Source organism: Kitasatospora sp. NPDC001225 (genome assembly GCF_053597855.1).
Genome location: NZ_JBSFJC010000004.1, coordinates 80,678 through 100,487, shown reverse-complemented (window position 1 = coordinate 100,487; position 19,810 = coordinate 80,678). Strand labels below are relative to the sequence as shown.

Annotated in this window: 18 protein-coding genes; 6 read left to right on the top strand and 12 right to left on the bottom strand. The window is 75.0% G+C overall.

Annotated features, from left to right (window positions below; all coding sequences use genetic code 11):
- Nucleotides 1–13 precede the first annotated feature (13 nt).
- The 4 genes from ACWDCZ_RS02360 to ACWDCZ_RS02345 form a co-directional block, all read right to left on the bottom strand.
- Complete coding sequence (locus tag ACWDCZ_RS02360; protein WP_449815022.1) at nucleotides 14–1,351, bottom strand: non-ribosomal peptide synthetase; 1,338 nt, start codon at nucleotides 1,349–1,351, stop codon at nucleotides 14–16.
- Nucleotides 1,352–1,471: 120 nt separating this feature from the next.
- Nucleotides 1,472–2,791, bottom strand: a complete 1,320-nt coding sequence (locus tag ACWDCZ_RS02355) for an MFS transporter (protein ID WP_380737726.1) — start codon at nucleotides 2,789–2,791, stop codon at nucleotides 1,472–1,474.
- A gap of 411 nt (nucleotides 2,792–3,202) precedes the next feature.
- Entirely contained in the window at nucleotides 3,203–4,327 is a 1,125-nt protein-coding gene (locus tag ACWDCZ_RS02350) for a PP2C family protein-serine/threonine phosphatase (RefSeq protein ID WP_117493060.1), read from the bottom strand.
- 141 nt (nucleotides 4,328–4,468) lie between these two features.
- Entirely contained in the window at nucleotides 4,469–5,134 is a 666-nt protein-coding gene (locus ACWDCZ_RS02345) for a maleylpyruvate isomerase family mycothiol-dependent enzyme (RefSeq protein ID WP_449815021.1), read from the bottom strand.
- A gap of 71 nt (nucleotides 5,135–5,205) precedes the next feature.
- On the opposite strand from ACWDCZ_RS02345, the gene ACWDCZ_RS02340 reads away from it, so the two are divergent.
- Nucleotides 5,206–6,327 carry a LysR family transcriptional regulator gene (locus ACWDCZ_RS02340; protein ID WP_449815020.1) on the top strand — a complete coding sequence of 374 codons (1,122 nt, stop codon included), beginning with the start codon at nucleotides 5,206–5,208 and terminating at the stop codon, nucleotides 6,325–6,327.
- Here the strand turns inward: ACWDCZ_RS02340 and ACWDCZ_RS02335 are convergent.
- Entirely contained in the window at nucleotides 6,240–7,394 is a 1,155-nt protein-coding gene (locus ACWDCZ_RS02335; RefSeq protein ID WP_449815019.1) for an erythromycin esterase family protein, read from the bottom strand. The two genes, ACWDCZ_RS02340 and ACWDCZ_RS02335, sit on opposite strands and share 88 nt — an antisense overlap.
- Nucleotides 7,395–7,540: 146 nt before the next feature.
- On the opposite strand from ACWDCZ_RS02335, the gene ACWDCZ_RS02330 reads away from it, so the two are divergent.
- Together ACWDCZ_RS02330 and ACWDCZ_RS02325 are read left to right on the top strand one after the other, a co-directional pair.
- Nucleotides 7,541–8,260, top strand: coding sequence for a TioE family transcriptional regulator (locus tag ACWDCZ_RS02330; RefSeq protein WP_049654186.1), 720 nt, complete (start codon nucleotides 7,541–7,543; stop codon nucleotides 8,258–8,260).
- A 34-nt stretch (nucleotides 8,261–8,294) separates the two neighbouring features.
- Nucleotides 8,295–8,789, top strand: a complete 495-nt coding sequence (locus ACWDCZ_RS02325) for an SgcJ/EcaC family oxidoreductase (RefSeq protein ID WP_449815018.1) — start codon at nucleotides 8,295–8,297, stop codon at nucleotides 8,787–8,789.
- Between the two features lie 114 nt (nucleotides 8,790–8,903).
- Here ACWDCZ_RS02325 and ACWDCZ_RS02320 read toward each other — a convergent pair whose 3' ends face one another.
- Together ACWDCZ_RS02320 and ACWDCZ_RS02315 are read right to left on the bottom strand one after the other, a co-directional pair.
- Nucleotides 8,904–9,758, bottom strand: coding sequence for an AfsR/SARP family transcriptional regulator (locus tag ACWDCZ_RS02320; protein ID WP_380737740.1), 855 nt, complete (start codon nucleotides 9,756–9,758; stop codon nucleotides 8,904–8,906).
- Between the two features lie 292 nt (nucleotides 9,759–10,050).
- Complete coding sequence (locus tag ACWDCZ_RS02315) at nucleotides 10,051–10,764, bottom strand: ScbR family autoregulator-binding transcription factor (RefSeq protein WP_117493055.1); 714 nt, start codon at nucleotides 10,762–10,764, stop codon at nucleotides 10,051–10,053.
- Between the two features lie 461 nt (nucleotides 10,765–11,225).
- On the opposite strand from ACWDCZ_RS02315, the gene ACWDCZ_RS02310 reads away from it, so the two are divergent.
- On the top strand, nucleotides 11,226–12,221 hold the full coding sequence (locus tag ACWDCZ_RS02310; RefSeq protein ID WP_449815017.1) for a ScbA/BarX family gamma-butyrolactone biosynthesis protein: 996 nt from the start codon (nucleotides 11,226–11,228) through the stop codon (nucleotides 12,219–12,221).
- 256 nt (nucleotides 12,222–12,477) lie between these two features.
- Nucleotides 12,478–13,008: a DUF5959 family protein gene (locus ACWDCZ_RS02305; protein ID WP_449815016.1), complete on the top strand. Its 531-nt coding sequence runs from the start codon at nucleotides 12,478–12,480 to the stop codon at nucleotides 13,006–13,008.
- Nucleotides 13,009–13,369: 361 nt separating this feature from the next.
- Here ACWDCZ_RS02305 and ACWDCZ_RS02300 read toward each other — a convergent pair whose 3' ends face one another.
- Together ACWDCZ_RS02300 and ACWDCZ_RS02295 are read right to left on the bottom strand one after the other, a co-directional pair.
- Nucleotides 13,370–14,815, bottom strand: coding sequence for an MFS transporter (locus tag ACWDCZ_RS02300; RefSeq protein WP_449815015.1), 1,446 nt, complete (start codon nucleotides 14,813–14,815; stop codon nucleotides 13,370–13,372).
- The gene (locus tag ACWDCZ_RS02295; RefSeq protein ID WP_049654197.1) at nucleotides 14,815–15,243 is read right to left on the bottom strand and encodes a MarR family winged helix-turn-helix transcriptional regulator; all 429 of its coding nucleotides are present in this window, start codon (nucleotides 15,241–15,243) and stop codon (nucleotides 14,815–14,817) included. Before ACWDCZ_RS02295 ends, ACWDCZ_RS02300 begins: the two co-directional genes overlap by 1 nt.
- 188 nt (nucleotides 15,244–15,431) lie before the next feature.
- Here ACWDCZ_RS02295 and ACWDCZ_RS02290 point away from each other — a divergent pair, with 188 nt between their 5' ends.
- Nucleotides 15,432–16,100, top strand: a complete 669-nt coding sequence (locus ACWDCZ_RS02290) for a response regulator (protein ID WP_449815014.1) — start codon at nucleotides 15,432–15,434, stop codon at nucleotides 16,098–16,100.
- Nucleotides 16,101–16,151: 51 nt separating this feature from the next.
- Here the strand turns inward: ACWDCZ_RS02290 and ACWDCZ_RS02285 are convergent, their stop codons facing one another.
- The 3 genes from ACWDCZ_RS02285 to ACWDCZ_RS02275 form a co-directional block, all read right to left on the bottom strand.
- Nucleotides 16,152–17,426 carry a sensor histidine kinase gene (locus tag ACWDCZ_RS02285; RefSeq protein WP_449815013.1) on the bottom strand — a complete coding sequence of 425 codons (1,275 nt, stop codon included), beginning with the start codon at nucleotides 17,424–17,426 and terminating at the stop codon, nucleotides 16,152–16,154.
- A gap of 213 nt (nucleotides 17,427–17,639) precedes the next feature.
- The gene (locus ACWDCZ_RS02280) at nucleotides 17,640–19,031 is read right to left on the bottom strand and encodes an FtsX-like permease family protein (protein WP_449815012.1); all 1,392 of its coding nucleotides are present in this window, start codon (nucleotides 19,029–19,031) and stop codon (nucleotides 17,640–17,642) included.
- 5 nt (nucleotides 19,032–19,036) lie between these two features.
- Nucleotides 19,037–19,801 (bottom strand): ABC transporter ATP-binding protein, encoded by a 765-nt coding sequence (locus ACWDCZ_RS02275; protein WP_449815039.1) that lies wholly within the window; start codon nucleotides 19,799–19,801, stop codon nucleotides 19,037–19,039.
- Nucleotides 19,802–19,810 lie beyond the last annotated feature (9 nt).

Sequence of the window (19,810 nt, the reverse complement as noted above, 5' to 3'; positions counted from 1 at the left end):
GGGGCAGGCGGGTTCAGGCCTGCGGCGCCGGGCTCGGCCGGGCGGGCAGGTGGTGCCGCAGCACGGCGAGCAGGTCGTCGAAGGCCGCGTGGGCGTCGGCCTCGGGGAAGCGGTCGCGGTCCCAGGCCAGCCGGACCAGCAGGTCGTCGCCGTGCGAGGCGGAGACGGCCATCGGCGCGGCGAGCGGGCGCCCGTCCAGGGGGGTCTCCCGGCCGGGGGTGCCGCCGAGCACCAGCGGCGGGCGGCGGTGCAGGTCGTCCAGGGTGAGCAGGCCGTCCAGGGCGCCCGACCACGGGGCCCCGGCGGTGCGGGCGGCGCGGACCACCTCGTCGAAGGGGGTGCCGGCCTGGTCCAGGTCGTCCCACCAGGCGTCCGCGAGCGCGTCCAGGTCCGCGACCGGCCCCGGAGTCGCCGGGTGCACCAGGGTGTTGAGGAAGCAGCCGAGTGCGGCGGGAGCGCCCGCCGGCCGTCCGCCCCACGGGTAGCCGAGCGCGAGCACCCCTCCCCCGGTCTCCGGCCGGGAGGGCCCCTCCGTCCGGTGCAGCCGGTGCAGGGCCGAGCCGACCGCGTCCAGCAGGGCCGGGAAGACGGCGCCGCGGGCGGCGCCCTCGGCGGCGGGCAGCCGCTCGGTGAGCATGCCGGTGGACGTGGCCGCGCTGCCGCCCGCCCCGGTCAGGCCGCCCAGCCGGCGGCCCCAGTAGGCCTGGGCGGCGGGGCCGCCGGCGGCGTCCTCGGCGTCCAACTGCAGCTCGACGGCCTGCCGGTAGTCGGCCAGCGCCTGGGGGGTGGGCCCGGCCGCGGGCGGCTCGTCCTGCTCGTACGCGGCGCTGAGCTCGGCGGTGAGCACCCCGAGCGACTGCTCGTCGCAGGCGGCGTGGTCCAGTGCGACGACGAGCAGTTCCTCGGCCCCGGACGGGTCCGCGGACGGCTCCCCGTTCGGGTCCGCGGCCACCAGCAGGCGCAGCGCGGGCCCGTCGGCGGGCCAGTCCAGCAGAGCCTCGCGCAGCGCGGCGCGGGCGGTGCCGCCGGGGGCGACGGGGATCCGGGCGGCCTCGACGGAGGGGCCGCCGGCGCGCAGCACGGGTGTGCCGCGCACGGTGGCGAAGCCTCCGCACAGCGCCGGGTGGTGGGCGGCCACCGCGGTGGCGGCGCGGGCCAGCCGCTCCAGGTCGAGGGTGCCGCGCGGGTAGGCGAACATCAGCGGGACGATGTCGCTGCGGCTCTGCGGCGTGAGCCGGCGGGTGATCAGGAACCGTCGCTGGGCGCCGGTCAGCGGGAGCAGCTCCACCGGGGATTCGGCGGCGGCGGAACGGTACCGGGCGAGGTAGGCGGCGGTGATGCTGGCGTGCACGGGAACGGTCTCCGGTTTCCGGTCGCGGCTCGGGTCGGGGATCGGTCGGGATCGGTCGTGGTGACCGATCGGGGCGTTGCTCAGGTCCGGGTGCTACGGGCAGGCAGACGGGCAGGCGGGTCAGGACACCCCCGGGCTCACGGCGCTCTCCTCCTCGCTGACGTCCGCGCCCGCGCCCGGCCCCGCCGTACGGTCCGGGTCCGGCAGCTCGCGCATCCGCCGCAGCGGGGAGAGCAGCAGCGGCAGCGGCACCAGCAGGAAGCCGACGGCGCAGACCCAGAGCGCGGCGCGCGGCCCGGCCGCGTCGGCGACCACGCCGCCGACCAGGGCGCCGATCGGCAGGGTGCCCCACACCAGGAAGCGCATGGTGGCGTTCATCCGGCCGAGCAGCTCCGGCGGGCAGAGGCTCTGCCGGAAGCTGACCTGGGCGACGTTGTAGGCGACCGCGCCGAACAGCACCACCCCGGAGGCCAGGCCGAACAGCACCACGCCCGCGCCGCCGCCGGACAGCGGCCACAGCATCGCGAACGGTGCCGTCACCAGCGTGGAGAGCCAGATCAGCCGGGCCTGCCCGATCCACCGGGCGAGCTGCCCGGCGCACAGCGCGCCGGCCAGTCCGCCGAGGGCGGAGACCGACAGCAGCACGCCAATGGCGCCCGGCGACAGGTCGAGCACCCGTACCCAGAACACCGTCTGCACGGCGGTCAGCACGGCGGAGAACAGGTTGGACGTGGCGGTGGCGGTCGCGATCGCCCGCAGCAGCGGGTGGCCGAGCACGAACCGGACGCCCTCCCCGACCTCGGCGCGCAGCGAGCGCCCCGGCTCGGGTTCCGGTCGCTGCTCCTCGACCTTGATCCGGCCGAGCAGCAGCGCGGAGACGAGGTAGCCGCAGGCGTCGGCCACGATGGCGAGCGGCGCCCCGAGCAGCTGGACCAGCCCGCCGCCGAGGCCCGGCCCGGCGATCTGCGCCGAGGAGCGGACCGTCTCCAACGCTCCGTTGCCGCCGACCAGTTGCTCGCGCGGCAGGACGGCGGGCAGGAAGGACTGGTGGGCGACGTCGAAGAACACCGTCGCCACCCCGGTGACCAGTGCCACGAGGTAGAGCTGCGGCATGGTCAGCACGCCGAGCGCGGCGGCCGGCGGGATCGACCCCACGGCCAGGCAGCGCACCACGTCGGCCCTGATCAGCACCGGCAGCTTGCGCATCCGGTCCAGCCAGGCGCCCGCAGGGAGGCCGATGAGCAGGAAGGCGGCGGTCTCGGCGGCGGTCAGCAGGCCGACTTCGAACGGCGTGGCGTCGAGCACCATCACCGCCACCAAGGGAAGGGCCACCAGGGTGACCTGAGTGCCCGTCTGGGCCGCCGCGGCTCCGGTCAGCAGGAGCCGGAAATCGCGGTGGCCGAGCAGACGGGCCTGGCGGGAGCTGGGCTTCTCGTTCATTGGTGCGACTCTCGGTCACCCCTTCGACACCGGGCAAGCACCGGGTCCGTTTCCGGACGGACCGCAGGTCGGCCGAATCCCGCCACTCGCCCGCCGGACCCTTGCGCGCTCCTTATGGACGCGTCCCGCGCGGCCGCGCCGCCGACGGCGCCCCTCGGCCAAGGCCGCGCGGCCCGACGGGCACCTTGATCACCCCGGGGCCCGCCGGTCCATTTCGACGTCCGCTATTCGGACGGGACCTTTCCGGCCACCGGACGGAGGCGCTCAACTTGGCCGGATTCCATGGAGTGCAGCCCTACCGTCACCTCATCGTGATACCGGCGTGACCGAAGCGAGCCGTAGAAGGGGATCACAGGGCGGATACGAGCCGCCCCCGGCGCGAACCGGTCCACCGGCCGCCGCCCTCGGCCCTCAGCGCCGACTGTCCGCCCCCGGCTCCGCACGGCGGGTGATCGCCAGCACCGCCATGTCGTCGTCCCGGGGCCCGCCCGTCCACCGCTCGACGTCCGCCACCAGCGCGTCCAGCACCTCCCCCGGCCCGGTGAACGGCCCCAGCGGGGCCAGGCCGAGCACCGGGTCGTAGAACTCCCCCGCCGCGTCCCGGGCCTCGGTGACCCCGTCGGTCACCAGCAGCAGCGTGCACCCGGCCGGGAACGGCCGCCCCTCCGGCAGCGGACGCGCCACGCCCAGCCCGCCCATCCCCAGCGGCAGCCCCGGGTCCGCCGCGTCCAGCCGGCGCACCCGGGGCGCGGCCCCGCCCGGCGGGTACGGGCCCAGCAGGTACGGGCCGGGGTGCCCGCAGTCGAGCGTGCGCACGCTCTCCTCCCCCGGCGGGAACTCCACCAGCAGCGCGGTGATGAACCCCTCCAAGCGCAGCTCCTCGCTCATCCGCTCGCTCTCCCGCAGCAGCGAGTCCTCCAGGGCGTCCGCGAGCGCGACCAGGTCCGGCAGCCGGTGCGAGCCCTCCCGGAAGGCGCCCAGCAGCACCGACACGGCGCCGACCGCGTGCAGCCCCTTGCCCCGCACATCGGCGATCAGCCCGCGCACGCCGTACGGGGTGACCTGCAGCGCGTACGCGTCCCCGCCGATCAGCGCCTCGTCCTGGGCGGCCCGGTAACAGGCCGCGACCGACAGCCGCCCCACCCGCGCGGGCGGCTCCGGCAGCACCGCCCGCTGCGCCGCCTCGGCCACCGAACGCACCCGCTCCAACCGCCGCCCGTGCCGGGCCACCACCCGGTTCACCGCGATCCCGAGCAGCGCCGCGAACACCGTGTTCCCCAGCTCCAGGAAGCCGGCCCGGGTCCCGAGCGACCCGTCCCGGGCGGACAGCACCAGGATGCCCAGCGCGTTGGCCGCCCCCACCGCGACGGTGTCCCCCAGCACCAGCAGCGCCCCCGCCAGCACGGCGGCCGCCGCCAGCATCGGATCGCCCCAGTAGTCGGTCGGGTCCAGCGCGTTCCACACCAGCCCGCCGACGGTCAGCAACCACGGCGCGACCCGCACGTACGGCGGCCACTGCACGGACCTCGGGGCCATCGGCGACCTGGCTTCCGTCTCGCCACCATCCGGAAGTACTCCTTCCGATCGTAGCCACGGGCCCCGGAGGCCCGCATGACGGCCGACCTCGCCGGTGGCCGAGGAACACCTCCCGCCGGTGGAGCACCGCTCACGTGCCCGCTACGCACCGCCCGCCGTGAACCGTCCCGCGCCGGACCCGGCCAGCAGCCCCTCCGGCACCCGGCGCCCGTACGCCACCAGCAGCAGGTGCTCCGCCCGCCCCTCCACGGTGAGCCGACCGTGCCCGTAGGACCACTCCGCGTCCGTCGCCTCCAGCCGGACCCCGTCCACCCGCGCCCCGAAGAACCGCAGCGTGCGGGGTGAGACACCGGCCAGCAGGGCGGTCGTACGCGCCACCGGCAGCCGGGCCGGCAGCCCGAGCGCCACGGTGATGTCGAGACCGTGGACGGCGTCGTGTGCGAGCGCCGCGATCCGGCCGCCGACCGGCGGGCGCCAGGGGTGGTCGGCGTGGTCGGCCATGGCGGCGACGAGTTCGCGCTCGCTCAGGGCGGCGGCGTCACGGCGGGCGATCCGGTCGGCCATCCGGTGGACGTTGCCGCCGGAGCGGGCGAGTTCGAGGAGCGTGCGCGCCGTCGAGTGCCGGAAGCCGGTGCTCAGGTGCGCGGCCACCTCACGGACCCGCCAACCCGCGCACAGCGAGGGCGAGTTCCACTGCTCCCAGGTGAAGGCGGCGAACACGGCGGCGAGTTCACGGCGCTCGGCCGCGATCTGCGCGCGGATCCACCGGATCTGCCCGGCGTCCTGGTCCTGCGGCACGGTTTCCATGCGTCCAGCCTGCGGCCGGAACCGTACGCCCGTCCAAGACCGGGAAGTTCTGGCACCTATGATCAGGAGTTATGGAACTGCGGCAGCTCCAGTACTTCGTCACCGTCGCCCAGCACGGCAGCTTCACCCGGGCCGCGCAGCTGCTGCACCTGAGCCAGCCCGGGGTGAGCTCCCAGATCCGGCAGCTGGAACGGGAGCTGGGCCACCCGCTGTTCGACCGCTCGGGGCGCACCGTGCGGCTCACCCCGGTCGGCGAGGCGGTACTGCCGCACGCCCGGGCGGCGCTGGCCGCCGCGGCCGCGGCCCGCCGCACGGCCCAGGAGTTCGGCGGGCTGCGGCGCGGGCACGTGCGCCTGGGCATGGTCGCCGGGGCGGCCCTGACCCCGCCGGCCGAGCTGGGGACCTTCCCCGGACTCGCCACCACGCTCGCGGCGTTCCGCCAGGAGCACCCCGGCATCGACTTCTCGCTCACCGAGGACACCACCGCGCGGATGCTCGACGCCCTGCGCGACGGCCGGCTGGACCTCGCCGTCGTCGGCCTGCCCGCCCCGGCGAGCGGGCGGGAGGGCGACGACGGCTGGTCGGCGCTGACCGGGCTCGCGCTGCACACCGTGCTGGAGGTCCCGCTGGTCGCGGCCTGCGCGTCGGGGCACCCGCTCGCGGCGGGTACGGGCCCGGGTTCCGCCGATAGTCCGGGCTCCGGCTCTGACTCTGGCGCCGGTGTCCCCGGTGCGGGCGGGAGCGCGCTCCCGGTCGCCGAGCTGGCCGGGCACGCCCTGGTCAGCACCCCGCGCGGCACCGGTCTGCGCACCGCGCTGGAGTGCGCCCTGGCCGAGGCCGGTGTCGATCCGGCGGTCGGCGTCGAGGCGGCCGCGCCACCGCAGCTGGCCGAACTCGCCGCACACGGGCTGGGCGTCGCCGTCCTGCCGAACCCGGGCCCGCTGCCCGGTCTGCGGGTGCGCCCGCTCACCGGACCCGTCCCCCGGGTCCGGATCGCGCTCACCTGGCCGACCGGGCAGCCCGCCTCACCGCCGACCGCCGCCCTGGTGGCCCACCTGCGGCGGGCCTACCCGGGGCCGGCCGCCGCTCCGGCTCCGGCCCCCGTTCAGGCTCCGGCCGGTACCGCCGCGCCGTCGGCGATGTGCAGCAGCGCGGCCGCGCCGTCGAGCACCTCCCGGTCGAGCGGGAAGTAGCCCTGCCGCGGGACGGTGTCGGTGCGCGTCCGGACCCCGGCCGGCAGCGCCGTGTCCGTCAACTCCCAGGCCGCGCCCCGTCCCCGCAGGTGGGCCTCGTACGTCCCCGGCGCCGGCTCGGCCAGCCCGATCGCCTCGCTGCGCCCCAGGCTCCCGGCGACGAAGGCGTACCGCTCGCCCAGCAGCGTGCCCACGATGTGGCCCGCGCCGATCCAGCGGCAGTCCAGCTCGCCCGACGACCAGGCGCTCGGGTTCCGCCGCAGGTGCAGGTTGTGGGAGAAGACCAGGGTCGGTCCGCGCTCGGCTTCGATCGCGCGGATGTCGAGGAGGTTCTGCGCCATCAGCGCGTCCCGCACGCCGGACAGGGCGCTGATCCGGGCGCTCCGGTCGAGGCCCCGGACCGCCGACTGCGCGTGGTAGCGCAGCAGTCCGATCCCGGCGGTCAGCCGGGTGCGGGCCGCGTACCACTCGGCGGACGAGGTCTTGGCGATCAATGCCGGTGCCCGCATGTGGAGTTGGAGGAGCAGGTCGTCGGCGAGGCAGCGCAGCCGCACGGCCTCGGCACTGTCACCCGGCGACCGGGCCGGATCCGTCACCGCCTCCGTGCGGCTCCAGCGCTCGTCCTCGCCCGCCACCCCGGCGAGGTCGAGGTCGAGCCCCAGGTAGTCGCGGGCGTGTTCGAGGTAGCGGCGCGGGCTGGGGGCGCTGGTGTTCTCGGTCGGGATGTCGAAGCCATGGAAGGACAGCTGCGCACCGGACGCCCGGTCCCGGTTGAACTCCCGCATCCAGGCGACGAGTCGGCGATTGGGCTCGAGCTCCCCGAAGCCGTGGGTGAAGCCCTCCTCCAGCGCCGAGTCGAGGGTGCCGACACCCTCCCGGACGTAGGCGTCCACGGCGAACGCGGCCACCCGGTCGGTCTCCAAGGCGATCGACCGGAAGCCCCGGTCGACCAGCCGGGCGAACAGCTCGTTGCGGACCCGCCCGAACGCCGGCTCCTGGTGCGTCGGCTCACCGAGGCCCAGAAGCTCGCACGCCGGGGGGACGAAATCGTTGATGTCCTGGTTCATGAACCTCAAGCGTATCCTTGAAAGAACGGTTGAAACTTTTCCCTCCACCACCGCCCGGGCATTGCCCAACTGTGGCCGAAAGCCTCAAACGGCCCTGAACCATCGGCCGACTCCGAACGCCCGCCCGACCCCGAACGGAGACGACCATGCGACCCGCCGACCTCGCTCGCGAGCACGGCATCTCGACCCAGGCCATCCGCAACTACGAGCGCGACGGCTACCTCCCGCCCGCCGACCGCACACCCACCGGGTACCGGATCTACACCGAGCCGCACGCGGCCGCCCTGCGCGCCTACCTCGCCCTCGTCCCGGCGTACGGGCACGCGACCGCCGGCTCGGTCATGACCGCCGTCCACGCCGACCGGCTCGGCGACGCCCTCACCGAACTCGACCGGGGCCACGCCCAGTTGCTGCGCGACCGGGAGACCCTCGCCGCCGTCCGCGCGGCCGTCGGCCACCTGACCGACGGCGCCACGCCCGGCCCCGCCCTTCCCGCGCTGCCCGGCCCCCGCTCCGTCGGCGAGGTCGCGCACCGGCTCGGTGTCACCCCCGCGACCCTGCGGGCCTGGGAGGCCGCCGGCATCCTGACCCCCGCCCGGGACCGCGCCACCGGCCACCGCCGCTACCTTCCGGCCGACGTCCGCGACGCCGAACTCGCCCACCTGCTCCGCCGGGGCGGCTACCTGCTGGACCGCGTCGCCACCGTGCTGCGGCAGATCCGCACGGCGGGCGGCACCGGCGAACTGGCCGCCGCCCTCGACGGCTGGCAACAGCGCCTCACCACCCGGGGGCTCGCGATGCTCACCGCCTCGGCCCGCCTCGACACCTACCTGGCGCTGCGCCCCGAGGTGCCCCGACGGGCTTGACCTCAAGGGAACTTGAGGTCCCAGGGTGATCCTCATGAACACCGAATCCGCAACGCCCGCGCCCGCCGACACCGCCCTTTCCGGCAGCGCCCCCTCCGACGCCGCCCTGTCCGACGCCGCTCCCTCCGACACCGAGCTCGCGGACATCGCGGCCATCGAGCAGGTCGTGGCCGCCGTCGAGCGCGCCCAACGTGCCAAGGACCCGGACGCCTTCCTCGCCCTCTTCCACCCCGAGGCGCTCTGGACCACCGCGCACGGCAAGGTCCTCCTCGGCCTGGACGCGATCGCCGAGTTCACCCGAGCCGTCCTGCCCGCCGCGACCTGGGACGGCCGGGTCACGTACGAGCCGGTGCACATCCAGTTCCTCCGCCCCGACGTGGCCGCCGTCAAGGTCCGCCAGGTCTACCACTCGGCGAACGGCGACGCGGACGGCGGCTCGGAGGGTGCACCGCTGTACGTCATGACCAGGCAGGACGACGGGCGGTGGCTGCTGCACGCCTGCCAGAACACCGGCGTGCTGACCGACTGACCGACGCGCCCGCCGGCCGGCCACCGGTTCCGCCGCCACCCCGCGCCGCCCGTCACTGCCCGTCGCCGCCCGGTGTGGTCGGGAGCGGTCGGGCGGCGACGTCGCGGGCCGGGCTCAGCCGACCCGGGTGAGGCGGGCGGTTCGGGCGACGGCCCCCTCGGCGAGCACGCCCGGCTGCTCCTGGTCCGGGCGTTCCGGGCTGGCGAGCAGGATGGAGCGCTGGAGTCGCCGCAGTGCCGCGGACGGTTCCATGCCCAACTCCCGTACCAGGGTGTTCCGCAGGCGCTGGTACGCCTCCAGCGCCTCGCCCCGGCGGCCGGAGCGGTGCAGCGCGATCATGTACTGGCCGTGCAGGCTCTCGTGGGTGCGGTAGCGGTCGACCAGGACGGTGAGTTCGGCGAGCAGTACGCGGTGCCGGCCGAGGCGCAGGTCGGCCTCGATCCGCTGGTCCAGCGCGCAGAGCCGGGTCTCCTCCAACCGCTTGACCTCGACGGCGAGTTGGCCGCCGACCGGGACGTCCGCGAAGGCCGGGCCGCGCCACAGCGCGAGCGCCTCGCCCAACTGGCGGGCGGCGAGCGGGAAGTCGCCGCCGTCCATGGCGCGGTAGCCGTGCCCGGCGAGGCGGTCGAACTCCTGGAGGTCGACCAGCCCGCCACCGCTGTTCAGCATGTAGCCGCCGGCCGAGGTGACCAGGACGTCCTTCGCGCAGGAGGCTCCCGGGCCGCCGTCACCCTGGGCGAGCGCCCGGTCGATGAGGTCGCGCAGTTGGAGCACATAGGTCTGCACGGTGGTGCGGGCGCTGCGCGGCGGACGGCCGGACCACAGTTCCTCGGCGAGGACGCTCGCCGGGACGACCTGGTCGGCCCGTAACGCCAGCAGGGCGAGCACCTGCCGAGGCTTCGGCGCCGAGGGCACCACCGAAACCCCGCACAGTCGGACCCCCAAGACCCCCAGTACCCGGATCTCCACGACGACCACCCCACATCCAGACGGATCGGCGGCCCCGACGGCCGCCGGTCGGGCGGGCGCTCCGCTGCTCACCGTCCGCGCAGATCCGCTGGAAGGTCGGTCGAGCACCCGACACCTATCCAAAAACAGGACAGACGGTTTGTCAATACAAAACCGAACGCGCTGTTTGTTTCTGGGCGGAGCAAGCCCGTGGGAGTAGGACACCGGACCGCCGGTCCGGCCTCGAACGGCTTCGCCCGAGACCCCCGCGGACCACTCGGACCCGCCCGGAGCCCGCCCGGATCACCCCGAATCAGGCCGGACCGGCCCCGCCCGCACCCGTCCCGGCCGCCTCGCCCGCGGCCGCCCCGGCCTCCGCCTCGGCCGCCCGGGCCGCCGCCAGCTCCGCGACCACCCGGCCGCCCCGGTCCGCCGCGAGGTCGAGCGTGGCCAGCACCCCGGGCACCGCGATGCTGGGCATCACATGCTGGTACAACGAGGCGACCCGGCGCTCCAGGTCCGACCGGCCGGACATCTTCTGGGACTGTATCTGCACGCCCGTCCAGGCCCCGGTGACCAGCCACGCCGTCTCGGCGGGCACCACCTGGGGCAGCAGTTCGCCGCGCCGGCCGGCCGTCTCCAGCACGGTCTCGGCCCGCTGGATCCAGCCGGGCGCCGCGCCGCCGCTGAAGTCGCCGAACACGTCCTGGCCGAGGGAGAGCCGGGCGCCGGCGCTCAACACCGGGTCGCGCGGCATGAGATGGGCGACCACCATCCCGAGGTCCACGAACTCCTGGAGCTTGCAGTGCCGTTCGGGAATCTCGTCCCGGCCGAACTGCTCCTCGACGACCCCCTGGGCGAGCTCCCGCTTGGAGGCGAAGTGGAAGTACACCGCGCCCCGGGTCACTCCGGCGCGAGCCACGACCGCACCGATCGTCGCCCCCTCGTACCCGTACTCGTCGAAGACCGACGCCGCCGCCTCCAGGATCAGCCGACGCGTCCGGACCGCCCGTTCCTGTCGCACCACCGCAACCACCCCACCCGAAACGCTCGGCAAACAAAACCAAACACCCCGTATCTTACCCGCCGAGGTCGGCGGGGATCCCTGCGTCCCAGGTCACATAGGGCCGTTCTCGAGCGGACTAAAACCGCGTAGACGGTATGAGACGAACAGATGGCCGACATCTCACCGCCAGCCCCCTTAACCGGAACACCAGCTCTCACTTGTGGCTGGGATGGCAACGAACGACCACATAATGGCCATGAACCTGTCAAGCCCATGCGTCGACATCCCCACAGGTCAACGAGGTTCACCCGCCGGAGCCGATCTCCGGGCAGTGATCGACACCCACCCACCGTGCCCGTCCGACCACGCTCGGCCGCCGACGAACCTTTGTTCTGGCTCCTTGAAAACCAAACCGGTAGGTACGTATCTTACGAGCCCTGAGCAGCCCACCCCGCCCGTCACGGCCTTTCGGAGCGCTCCCCATGACTCTGCTTGCCTTCCGTACGCCCGCATCCGTCCTCACCACCGGCACGGACTCCGGAACGATCCCCGGCCCGGCCGCAGCAGCCCCGGCGCCTCGCCTGACCAGCACCGTCGCCAAGGAGTACGTCCACCGGGCCTGCCACGCCGAGGTCTTCCTCACCGGCAGCGAACAGCTCACGGACACCACCTTCGCCGTCACCGCGCAGTGGCCGCGGGCGCACACCTTCTTCAGCACCCCGGACGGCACCCGGCACGACCCGATCCAAGCTGCTGAAACGATCCGCCAAGCCGGGCTCTACCTCGCCCACACCCGGTTCGGCGTACCGCTCGACCACAAGTTCATGATGTGGAACCTCGACTACACCACCCGGTCGCGGCAGTTGCTGATCGGTGCGGCGCCGACCGACCTCACCCTGGAGGTCCAGCTCGTCGCCCAGCCGCGCCGCTCCGGCACCACCGTCGACTTCACGCTGGAGACCGTCGTCCGACGGGGCGCCCAGCTGGCCGCCACCGGCTACGCCCGCTTCACCACCGTTCCGGACTCCACCTACCAGCGGCTGCGCCGGGGCCGCCACTCCGCCGAGCTCCCGGCGGCGCCGACCGTGACCGCCGAGCCGCTCCCGCCGGCCCGGGTCGGCCGGCTCCGCCCGTGCGACGTCCTGCTGGCCCCGGCGGACGCCCCCGGCACCTGGCACCTCACCCCCGACTTCTGGCACCCGATCCTCTTCGACCACGCCAACGACCACATCCCGGGCATGGTGCTGCTGGAGGCGGCCCGGCAGGCGGCCAACGCGCTGAGCAGCCCGGCCACCGTCACACCGACCGCCGCGGCCACCACCTTCCACCGGTACGCCGAGCACGACGCGCCCACCACGATCACCGCCCAGCACACCCCCGGCGGGGACCCGGACGCCCTCACCACCACCGTGACCGGCCACCAGCACGGCGAACCGATCTTCACCACCGTGCTCACCGGCCACCCGGACCACCGCTGACCCGACGACCGCCGCCGCACCGACCTCCGGAGTACCCCTTCGCAGCACCCGAACGGCCCGCCCGACCCTCCCGGTCCGGCGGGCCGTCCGCGTGCCGACGACGCCCGCGGGGGCTGCGGCCACAGGCACCAGCCGCTTCCCGGGGGCCCACCACGGGCCGGCCCCGGCCGGAACGCCCCGCTCCCGGACTGGCACCGGGGCGAACACCTGCGCGAGGATGTCACCCCCTGGATCCCGCTGCCAACAGGAGTCCGCCGTGAGTGAAGTCCCTTCGCAGCAGAACGAGTTGATAAGACTCGCCGACCGCCCCGGCACCGACGACGCCCCCGGCTGCGACGGACGGACCGGCGGCCGGAACGTCCGCGTACGCATCCTCGGACGGCACGCGCCGGGCTCGCTGCTCGGACACGACTGGCTGGACTGCGAGATCACCGTCACCGCGGACTCGGTACGCGGGCAGTTCGTCACCCTGGTGACCGACCGCCACCTCAGGCAGTGGGAAACCGCCCTGGACCGACTCGGCCGCGGCTCCGCGGTCCGCTGGCTGGACGAGGAACACGGACCGGAGCTACGCATCGAACCCGGCCGCCCCGGCGGCCTCTGGGTGACCGTCTCCGACGCGGAGGAATCCGGCGTCACCCTCCGGGTCGTACTCTCCCCCGCACCGAACTGGCTGGCCGAGCAACGCACCCTGCTCCACCTCGTCCGCAGCGCCTACCCCGCCGAGGTGGTCGAACTCTCCCCGGGCATCCACGCCTGGCGCGGAAACCTGCCCGACGAGAGTTGATCGATCGTCACCTCTACTACTGCGCCAGCGTTCCAAGCCGCACGGGCGATCAGTCGGGAACAGCGAGAAGGACGACCAGGACCGCACCGCCGACCATGAACAGCGCGAGCTGGTGCAACCCGACCGTCTCACCCGGTGCGGCACGTTCGTGGCGCCGCACCGGGTGCCCGGTGGCGCGGTCCGGGTGTGGGAGGTCGGCAAGGCGGCAGCGTCCGGTGAAGGTCGGCGGTGGTCACGGTGTGGCGTGAGGGCCTTCCGGGTGCCGGTGCGGGTGTCGCAGTCCGCAGCGAGCCGGAAATGCCCTCACTGAACCCCGTCACCCGCCGTCGCGGTCAGTACGTCCAGGCGAACGGATCGGCCGTCACTTCTGCTGCCGCGGAGGTATTCCCAGCCGCCCCAGCGAACGGTCGGGCACGGTGAGGAGGAAGAGCAGGGCCGCGCCGCCGAGCATGAACAGCGCGAGGTGGTGCAGGCCGGCCGTGGTGGCGCCGTGCGGGAAGAAGGCGGCGTTCGCGGCGGAGGCCGCCATGGCGCCGAGGTACATGAAGGTGCGCAGCAGCCCGGCCGCCGAGGCGATGGCGGCGGGGTCCGCCTGGTGGTAGAGGGCGGTCTGGGTGCCGAGCCCGATCAGCCCCTGTGAGACACCCGCCAGCACGCCGACTCCGATCAGCAGGGCGCCCGGGCTGTTCGCGTGGACCAGCAGCAGGGCGGCGCAGGCCGCGATCTGGCAGGCGGAGCCGACCAGCAGTTTGCCGCGGACGCCCGGACTGCGGCCGCTGGCCCCGGCGGCCGCGAGCGCGGTCAGCGAGAGCGGCAGCAGCACGAGTCCGGCGGTGGCGGCGGACAGGCCGCGCCCCTCCTCCAGCCACTGGGTGTAGCCGTAGAGGAAGGCGTAGATGGCGGTGTAGCCGAGCACCTGGCGCAGGTAGGTGGCGATCAGCGGGCGGTTGCCGCCGAGCGCCCGCAGGTCGATGAAGGGGGCGCGGGCCCGCCGCTCGCGGAGGGCGAAGGCGACGGCTGCCAGGAGGGCGAGCGCCGGCAGGTACCAGCGAGCAGGGCCCGGCTTCATCAGGAACAGCATCAGGGCGAGCAGGAGGACCGCGAACAGCGCGATCCCGAGGTGGTCGAGGCGTTCCGGACGCCCGGGGCGCTCCCCGCCGTCGGCAGGGTCCGGGCGGCGGGCGGTGACGGGCAGCCGCGCCGCACCGAGCGCCAGGCAGGCCAGTGACAGCGGGACGTTGACGGCGAAGACCGTCCGCCAGCCGCCCGCGCCGATCAGCAGACCGCCGAGGGTGGGGCCGACCACCGCGACGGTCTGGTTGGCGACGGCCAGTACCGTCAGCACCCCGGTGGGGCTGGACCGCCCGGTCCGCTCGGCCTCGCTGCGGGTCAGGTGCATCGCGGCGGGGTAGGCCGCGGAGGTCCCCAGTCCGAGCAGCACCCGAGCGGCGATCAGCAGTCCGAGCGACGGGGCGAGCGCACCGAGCAGTCCGGCGAGGCCGACCAGGGCCGTCCCGGCGAGGTAGAGCCGGCGCGGGCCGTGGGTGTCCACCAGCCGCCCGATCACCGGCTGGCCGATGGCGGTGGCCAGGTAGAGCCCGGTGACCAGCCAGGCGGTCTCGGCGGGCGGCGCGCCGAAGGCGGCGCCGACGGGCACCAGGGCCACCGCGATCATCGACGAGTTGATCGGGTTGAGCACCGAGCCGAGCACCATCGGCGCGATCAGCCGGCGGTTGAACCCGTCGTCCGGAGCGGGCTGCCGAAGGCGCGGCCGGAGCCGGGCGAGTAGGGCGGCCGGGCCGGTCATCACCGGTTCAGCCGGTCTATCAGGGCCAGCGCCTCCAGCACGGTGGCACGCTCGGCCTCGGTGTAGTGCTCCGCCATGGCCCGGGTCAGCCACTCCTCACGGGCCTGGCGGCTGTCCGCGACCCGGGCCAGGCCGACCTCGGTGAGGCTGACCACCTGACGGCGGCCGTCCTCGGGGTCGGGGCGGCGCCCGACCAGTCCGTGCTGTTCCAGGGCGGCGAGGGTGGCGGCCATCGACTGCGGACGGACCCGCTCGGCGGCGGCCAGCGCGCTGGCGGAGGCCGGACCGTCGTTGATCAGCCGGCTGAGCACGGCGGTCTGGGAGGGCGTCAGGTCGCTGGTGCCGCTCGCCTCCCGGAGGGTGCGGCGCAGCCGGCTGAAGACGGCGCGCAGTTCACGGGCGGCCAGCGCCGCGCTGTCGGGAACCACGGTTTCGGTGGACCCGGCGGGCCCGGCGGGGTCGGCCGGGGCGGTACGGGCGGTTCGCTTCTCGGTCACGGTTCCACGGTAATTTCATCAGTCTGGACTGTCCAGTCTGAACTGAAGATTTCCTGAGGGCGGACCGGGCCCTCCACCACCCGTGCCCCGGCCCGGCGGCGGGCCCGGATAATGACGGCATGATCGACAAGCAGCTCCGCGTCGTCCTCGCCGAGGACTCGGTGATCCTCCGGGACGGCATGGTCGAACTCCTCACCACCCGGGGGTGCGCGGTGGTCGCCACCGCCGGGACGGCGTCCGAGCTGATCGCCGCCGTCACCGGGCACCGGCCCGACGTGGCCGTGGTGGACATCCGGATGCCGCCCACCCACACCGACGAGGGCATCCGAGCAGCCGTGGAGATCCGGGCCACCCTGCCGGAGGTCGGCATCCTGGTCTTCTCCCAGCACGTCGAGACCGCCTGGGCGGCCCGGCTGCTGGCCGACGGCGCCTCCGGCATCGGCTACCTCCTCAAGGAGCAGGTGGCCCGCACCTCCGAGTTCGTCGATGCGCTGCACCGGGTCGCCGCAGGCGGCACGGCCCTCGACCCGGAGATCGTCAACGGTCTGCTGCACGGCGGGCGGCGCAGCCGGGTGGACACGCTCACCCCGCGCGAGCGGGAGGTGCTGGAGCTGATGGCGCAGGGGCACTCCAACCGTTCGATCGCCACGCTGCTGGTGGTCTCGGAGCGGGCGGTGGAGAAGCACGTGGCCGCCGTGTTCGGCAAGTTCGACCTGCCCGCGACCGAGGCCGACAACCGGCGGGTCAAGGCCGTGCTCGCCTACCTCGCGGAGAGCGGCGCCTCCTGAGGTAGCACCTCCCGGGACGGCAACCCCGACCGCCCGGGCCGTGGCCACCGGTCAGAGCCGGCCGGGCAGTTCGGCGCTGACCGCCGTCGGCCCGCCGGGCGGGCTGTCCACCCGCAGCGTCCCGTCCAGCACCGCGAGCCGCTCGGCCAGGCCGGTGAGCCCGGTACCCGCACCGATCACGGCGCCGCCGTGTCCGTCGTCGCGCACGGTCAGCCGGACCCTCCCCTCGGCGGCGCTCACGCTCAGCTCCGCCGACCGCGCGCCACTGTGCTTGGCCACGTTGGTCAGCAGTTCGGCCGCACAGAAGTAGACGGCCCGCTCGATCACCTCCTCCGGACGCTCCCGAAGGTCCAGCCGGACGTCGACCGGCACCGGCGAGGTGGCGGTCAGCCCCGGCAGCGCCTCGGCCAACCCGCCCTCCAGCGCCACGGGGTGGATGCCCCTGGTCAGCCGGCGCAGACCGGTGATGGTGTCCTCGGCCTGCCCACGGGCCCGGTCCACCAGGGTCCGCAGCCGCCCGAGGTCGAGCCCGTCCGAGCCACCCTCGGCCGGAAGGCCCACCGGCGGAAGGCCCACCGGCGGCGCGCCCGCCCCCAGCACGTCGTCGGCCAGCGACAGCGTGATGGCGAGCGCGACCAGCTGCGCCTGGGTGCCGTCGTGCAGGTCGCGTTCCAGGCGCCGCAGTCGGTCGGTGCCCTCGGCCAGCAGGATGGACCGGGCCTTCTCCAGCTGACGCACCCGCTGGTCCGAGCGCACCGGCCCGAGCAGGGTACGGGCCAGCGTGCGGTTCGCCCCTCCGAGCGCCTGCACCGCCGCTGGTATGGCGACCAGCACCGCGAGGCCGATCGGGATCGCGCCCAGGTCCAGCAGGCCGATCGACCTCGGGCCCGGCTCCATCATCCGCACCCAGAGCGGGAAGCCCACCAGCCAGACGCTTCCGAGCGGGAGCCCGACCACGGCCAGGAAGCCGAGCACGCCCAGCGGCAGCCGGAGGAAGAGGTAGAGCAGCGTCCGCCAGGCCACCGGATCGGTCAGCACCACCCGGCCCCGCGCGAACACTCCGGCCGGACGCGGCAGCGGCCGCGGTGCGGGCACCTCCTCCCCGAGCAGCCGCGCGACCAGCCACCGGTGCAACCCGCCGAGCCTCCTCGCCCCGAGCAGCGCGGCCGCCACGAACGGCAGGCCCAGCACGGTGAGCGAGAGCAAGGCCCCCGCGTAGAGGACGGCGACGGCGTACACCCCGCCGAGCACCCCGAGCGGCAACCCGAGCACCGCGAAGGCCAGTTCACCACCGCGCACCGACCGGTACCGCCGCCGCTCAGCCACCGTCCACCTCACCACTCGCCCACCGACACCCACCGACAATCACTGACCAGCACTCACCGACCGGCATTCAGCCGCCGACCGGCCCCCAGCATCCACCAGGACCCGCCCGGACCACCGCATCCACCTGCCCTTCCGTCCGCACGACCCCTCGGACAGCCATGGCACCGACCCCGCGCCCACCCGCTGTGGACGCCGGCCTCCGCCTCCTCCGCCTCACCCCCGTTCCCCGCCCGTCGTCTCCACCGCCGAACCGCCGACCGCCCACAGCCCCGTGCCCACGATCCCCGGCACCGTGAGCACCACCGCCCCCAGCACCACCCAGGCGCACGCCGCGCCCGGCACCACCGGCACCACCGAGCCCGTCACCGCCAGGCTGAACGCCCCCGAGGCCGCGGCCGCCACCGCCGCACCCAGCAGCACACCGATCGCCGTGGTCAGGACCGCCTCCACGCCGAGCATCCGCAGCAGCTGCCGCCGCGTCGCCCCGACCAGGCGCAGCAGCGCGAACTCGCGGCGCCGGTCGGCGGTCAGCGCCACCAGGGTGTTGACCGTGGAGACCGCCGCGAAGCAGACCAGCATCCCGAGCTCCGCCTCGCGCAGCCAGATGTCGCTCTGCTTGGTGACGCTGGTCGCGGCGCCCGTCGCTCGAACGACGTGCTCGGCGGTGCCGGTCAGGACCAGCAGGGTGCCGGAGAGCCCGACGAGCAGCGCGACCGGCACCACCGCCGAGGAGAGCCGGGCCGCGTAGCCGCGCAGGTTGGCGTCCGCCAGCCAGCCCGCCCGGGGCGCGAGCACCCGCGCCGGGGCGCCGAGCACCGCCGCCAGGACCCGCGCCGCCACCGGCCCCAGCAGTCCGACCGCGACCAGCAGCACCAGCGATCCGAGCAGCGCGGCCTGCCCCGCCTTGTCCAGCTCTCCGGCCGGCCGGCTCGCCGCCAGTCGCAGCAGCAGCCCACCACCCGCGAGCACCGCCAGCCCGGCGAGCACCCGCGGCACGGGCGTCCGCCGTGGCCCGCCCGCGCCCTCGGTCAGTGCGGCGGCCGGGGCGGGCCGGGTGATCCGGCGGGCCGCCACGGCGCTGGCCGCCAGGCCCACCAGCAGCGCCACCGCGAACCCGATCAGCGCCGGCACCGGCACCCCGGGTATGCGCAGCCCGGGTGCGGCCATGCCGCGCCGCTGGAGTGCGGCGAGGAAGGCCCGGGCGGCGAGGAAGCCCACCAGGCCGCCCGGCGCTGACACCAGCAGGGTGGTCGCCACCACCTGCGCGCGCACCACCCGCCGGACCTGACGGGGTGTCGCCGCGACGGTGCGCAGCAGCGCCAGGTCGCGGTGCTGCTGGCGCAGGGTGAAGCCGAGGGCGTTGACCACGACGAACAGCGCGACCAGGACGGCGATCTCGCCGAAGGCCCCGGCGATCAGCACCAGGCCGGGCCCGGACACCGCCGTGCGCGCCACCGCGGCCGGCGCCGTGACCTGGGCGGCGACCAGCGACCCGAACAGCGTCACCGCCGCCACTGCCAGGAACAGCGCCGTCCCCAGCCCGGCGAAGGAGGCCGGGCGGCGGCGGATCTGCCCCGCCGAGAGGCTCAGTACGGGACTGCTCATCGTGCTCACCCGCCCAACCGGCTCAGCCGCTCGGCGACCTGCGCGGCCGTCGGCGCGGTCAGCTCGTCCACCAGCAGGCCGTCGGCCAGCAGCAGCACCCGGTCCGCGTACCCGGCGGCGACCGGGTCGTGGGTGACCATCACGCAGGTCCGGCCGTCGGTGTCGACGCCCGCGCGCAGCAGGCCGAGGACCTCCTGCCCGGTGGCCCGGTCCAGCGCGCCGGTCGGCTCGTCGGCGAACAGCACCTCCGGCCGGGAGACCAGCGCCCTGGCTATCGCCACCCGCTGCTGCTGACCGCCCGACAGCTGCCCGGGCCGGTGCCGCTCCCGCCCTGCCAGTCCGACCCGGGCCAACGCCTCCCGCACCGCGGCCCGCTCCGGCGGCCGCCCGGCGAGCCGGCCGGGCAGCTCGACGTTCTGCCCGACCGTCATCGCCGGCATCAGGTTGAAGGCCTGGAACACGAACCCCACCCGGGTGCGGCGCAGCTCCGCCAGCCGCCGCTCGGGCAGCCCGGACACCTCCGTGCGGCCCCACCGCACGGTGCCCCCGGTCGGACGGTCCATCCCGGCCAGGCAGTGCAGCAGGGTGGTCTTGCCGGAGCCCGACGGCCCCATCACCGCCGTGAACGTCCCCGGCGCGAAGGCCACCGAGACCCCGCGCAGCGCCTGTACGGCCGCCGTGCCCCGCCCGTACCGCCGGTGCAGCCCCACCGCGCTCAGGGCCGCGTCCGTCACCCCGTCGTGCGCCGCCGTGGCGGCGGCTGTCGTCATCCCGTTCAT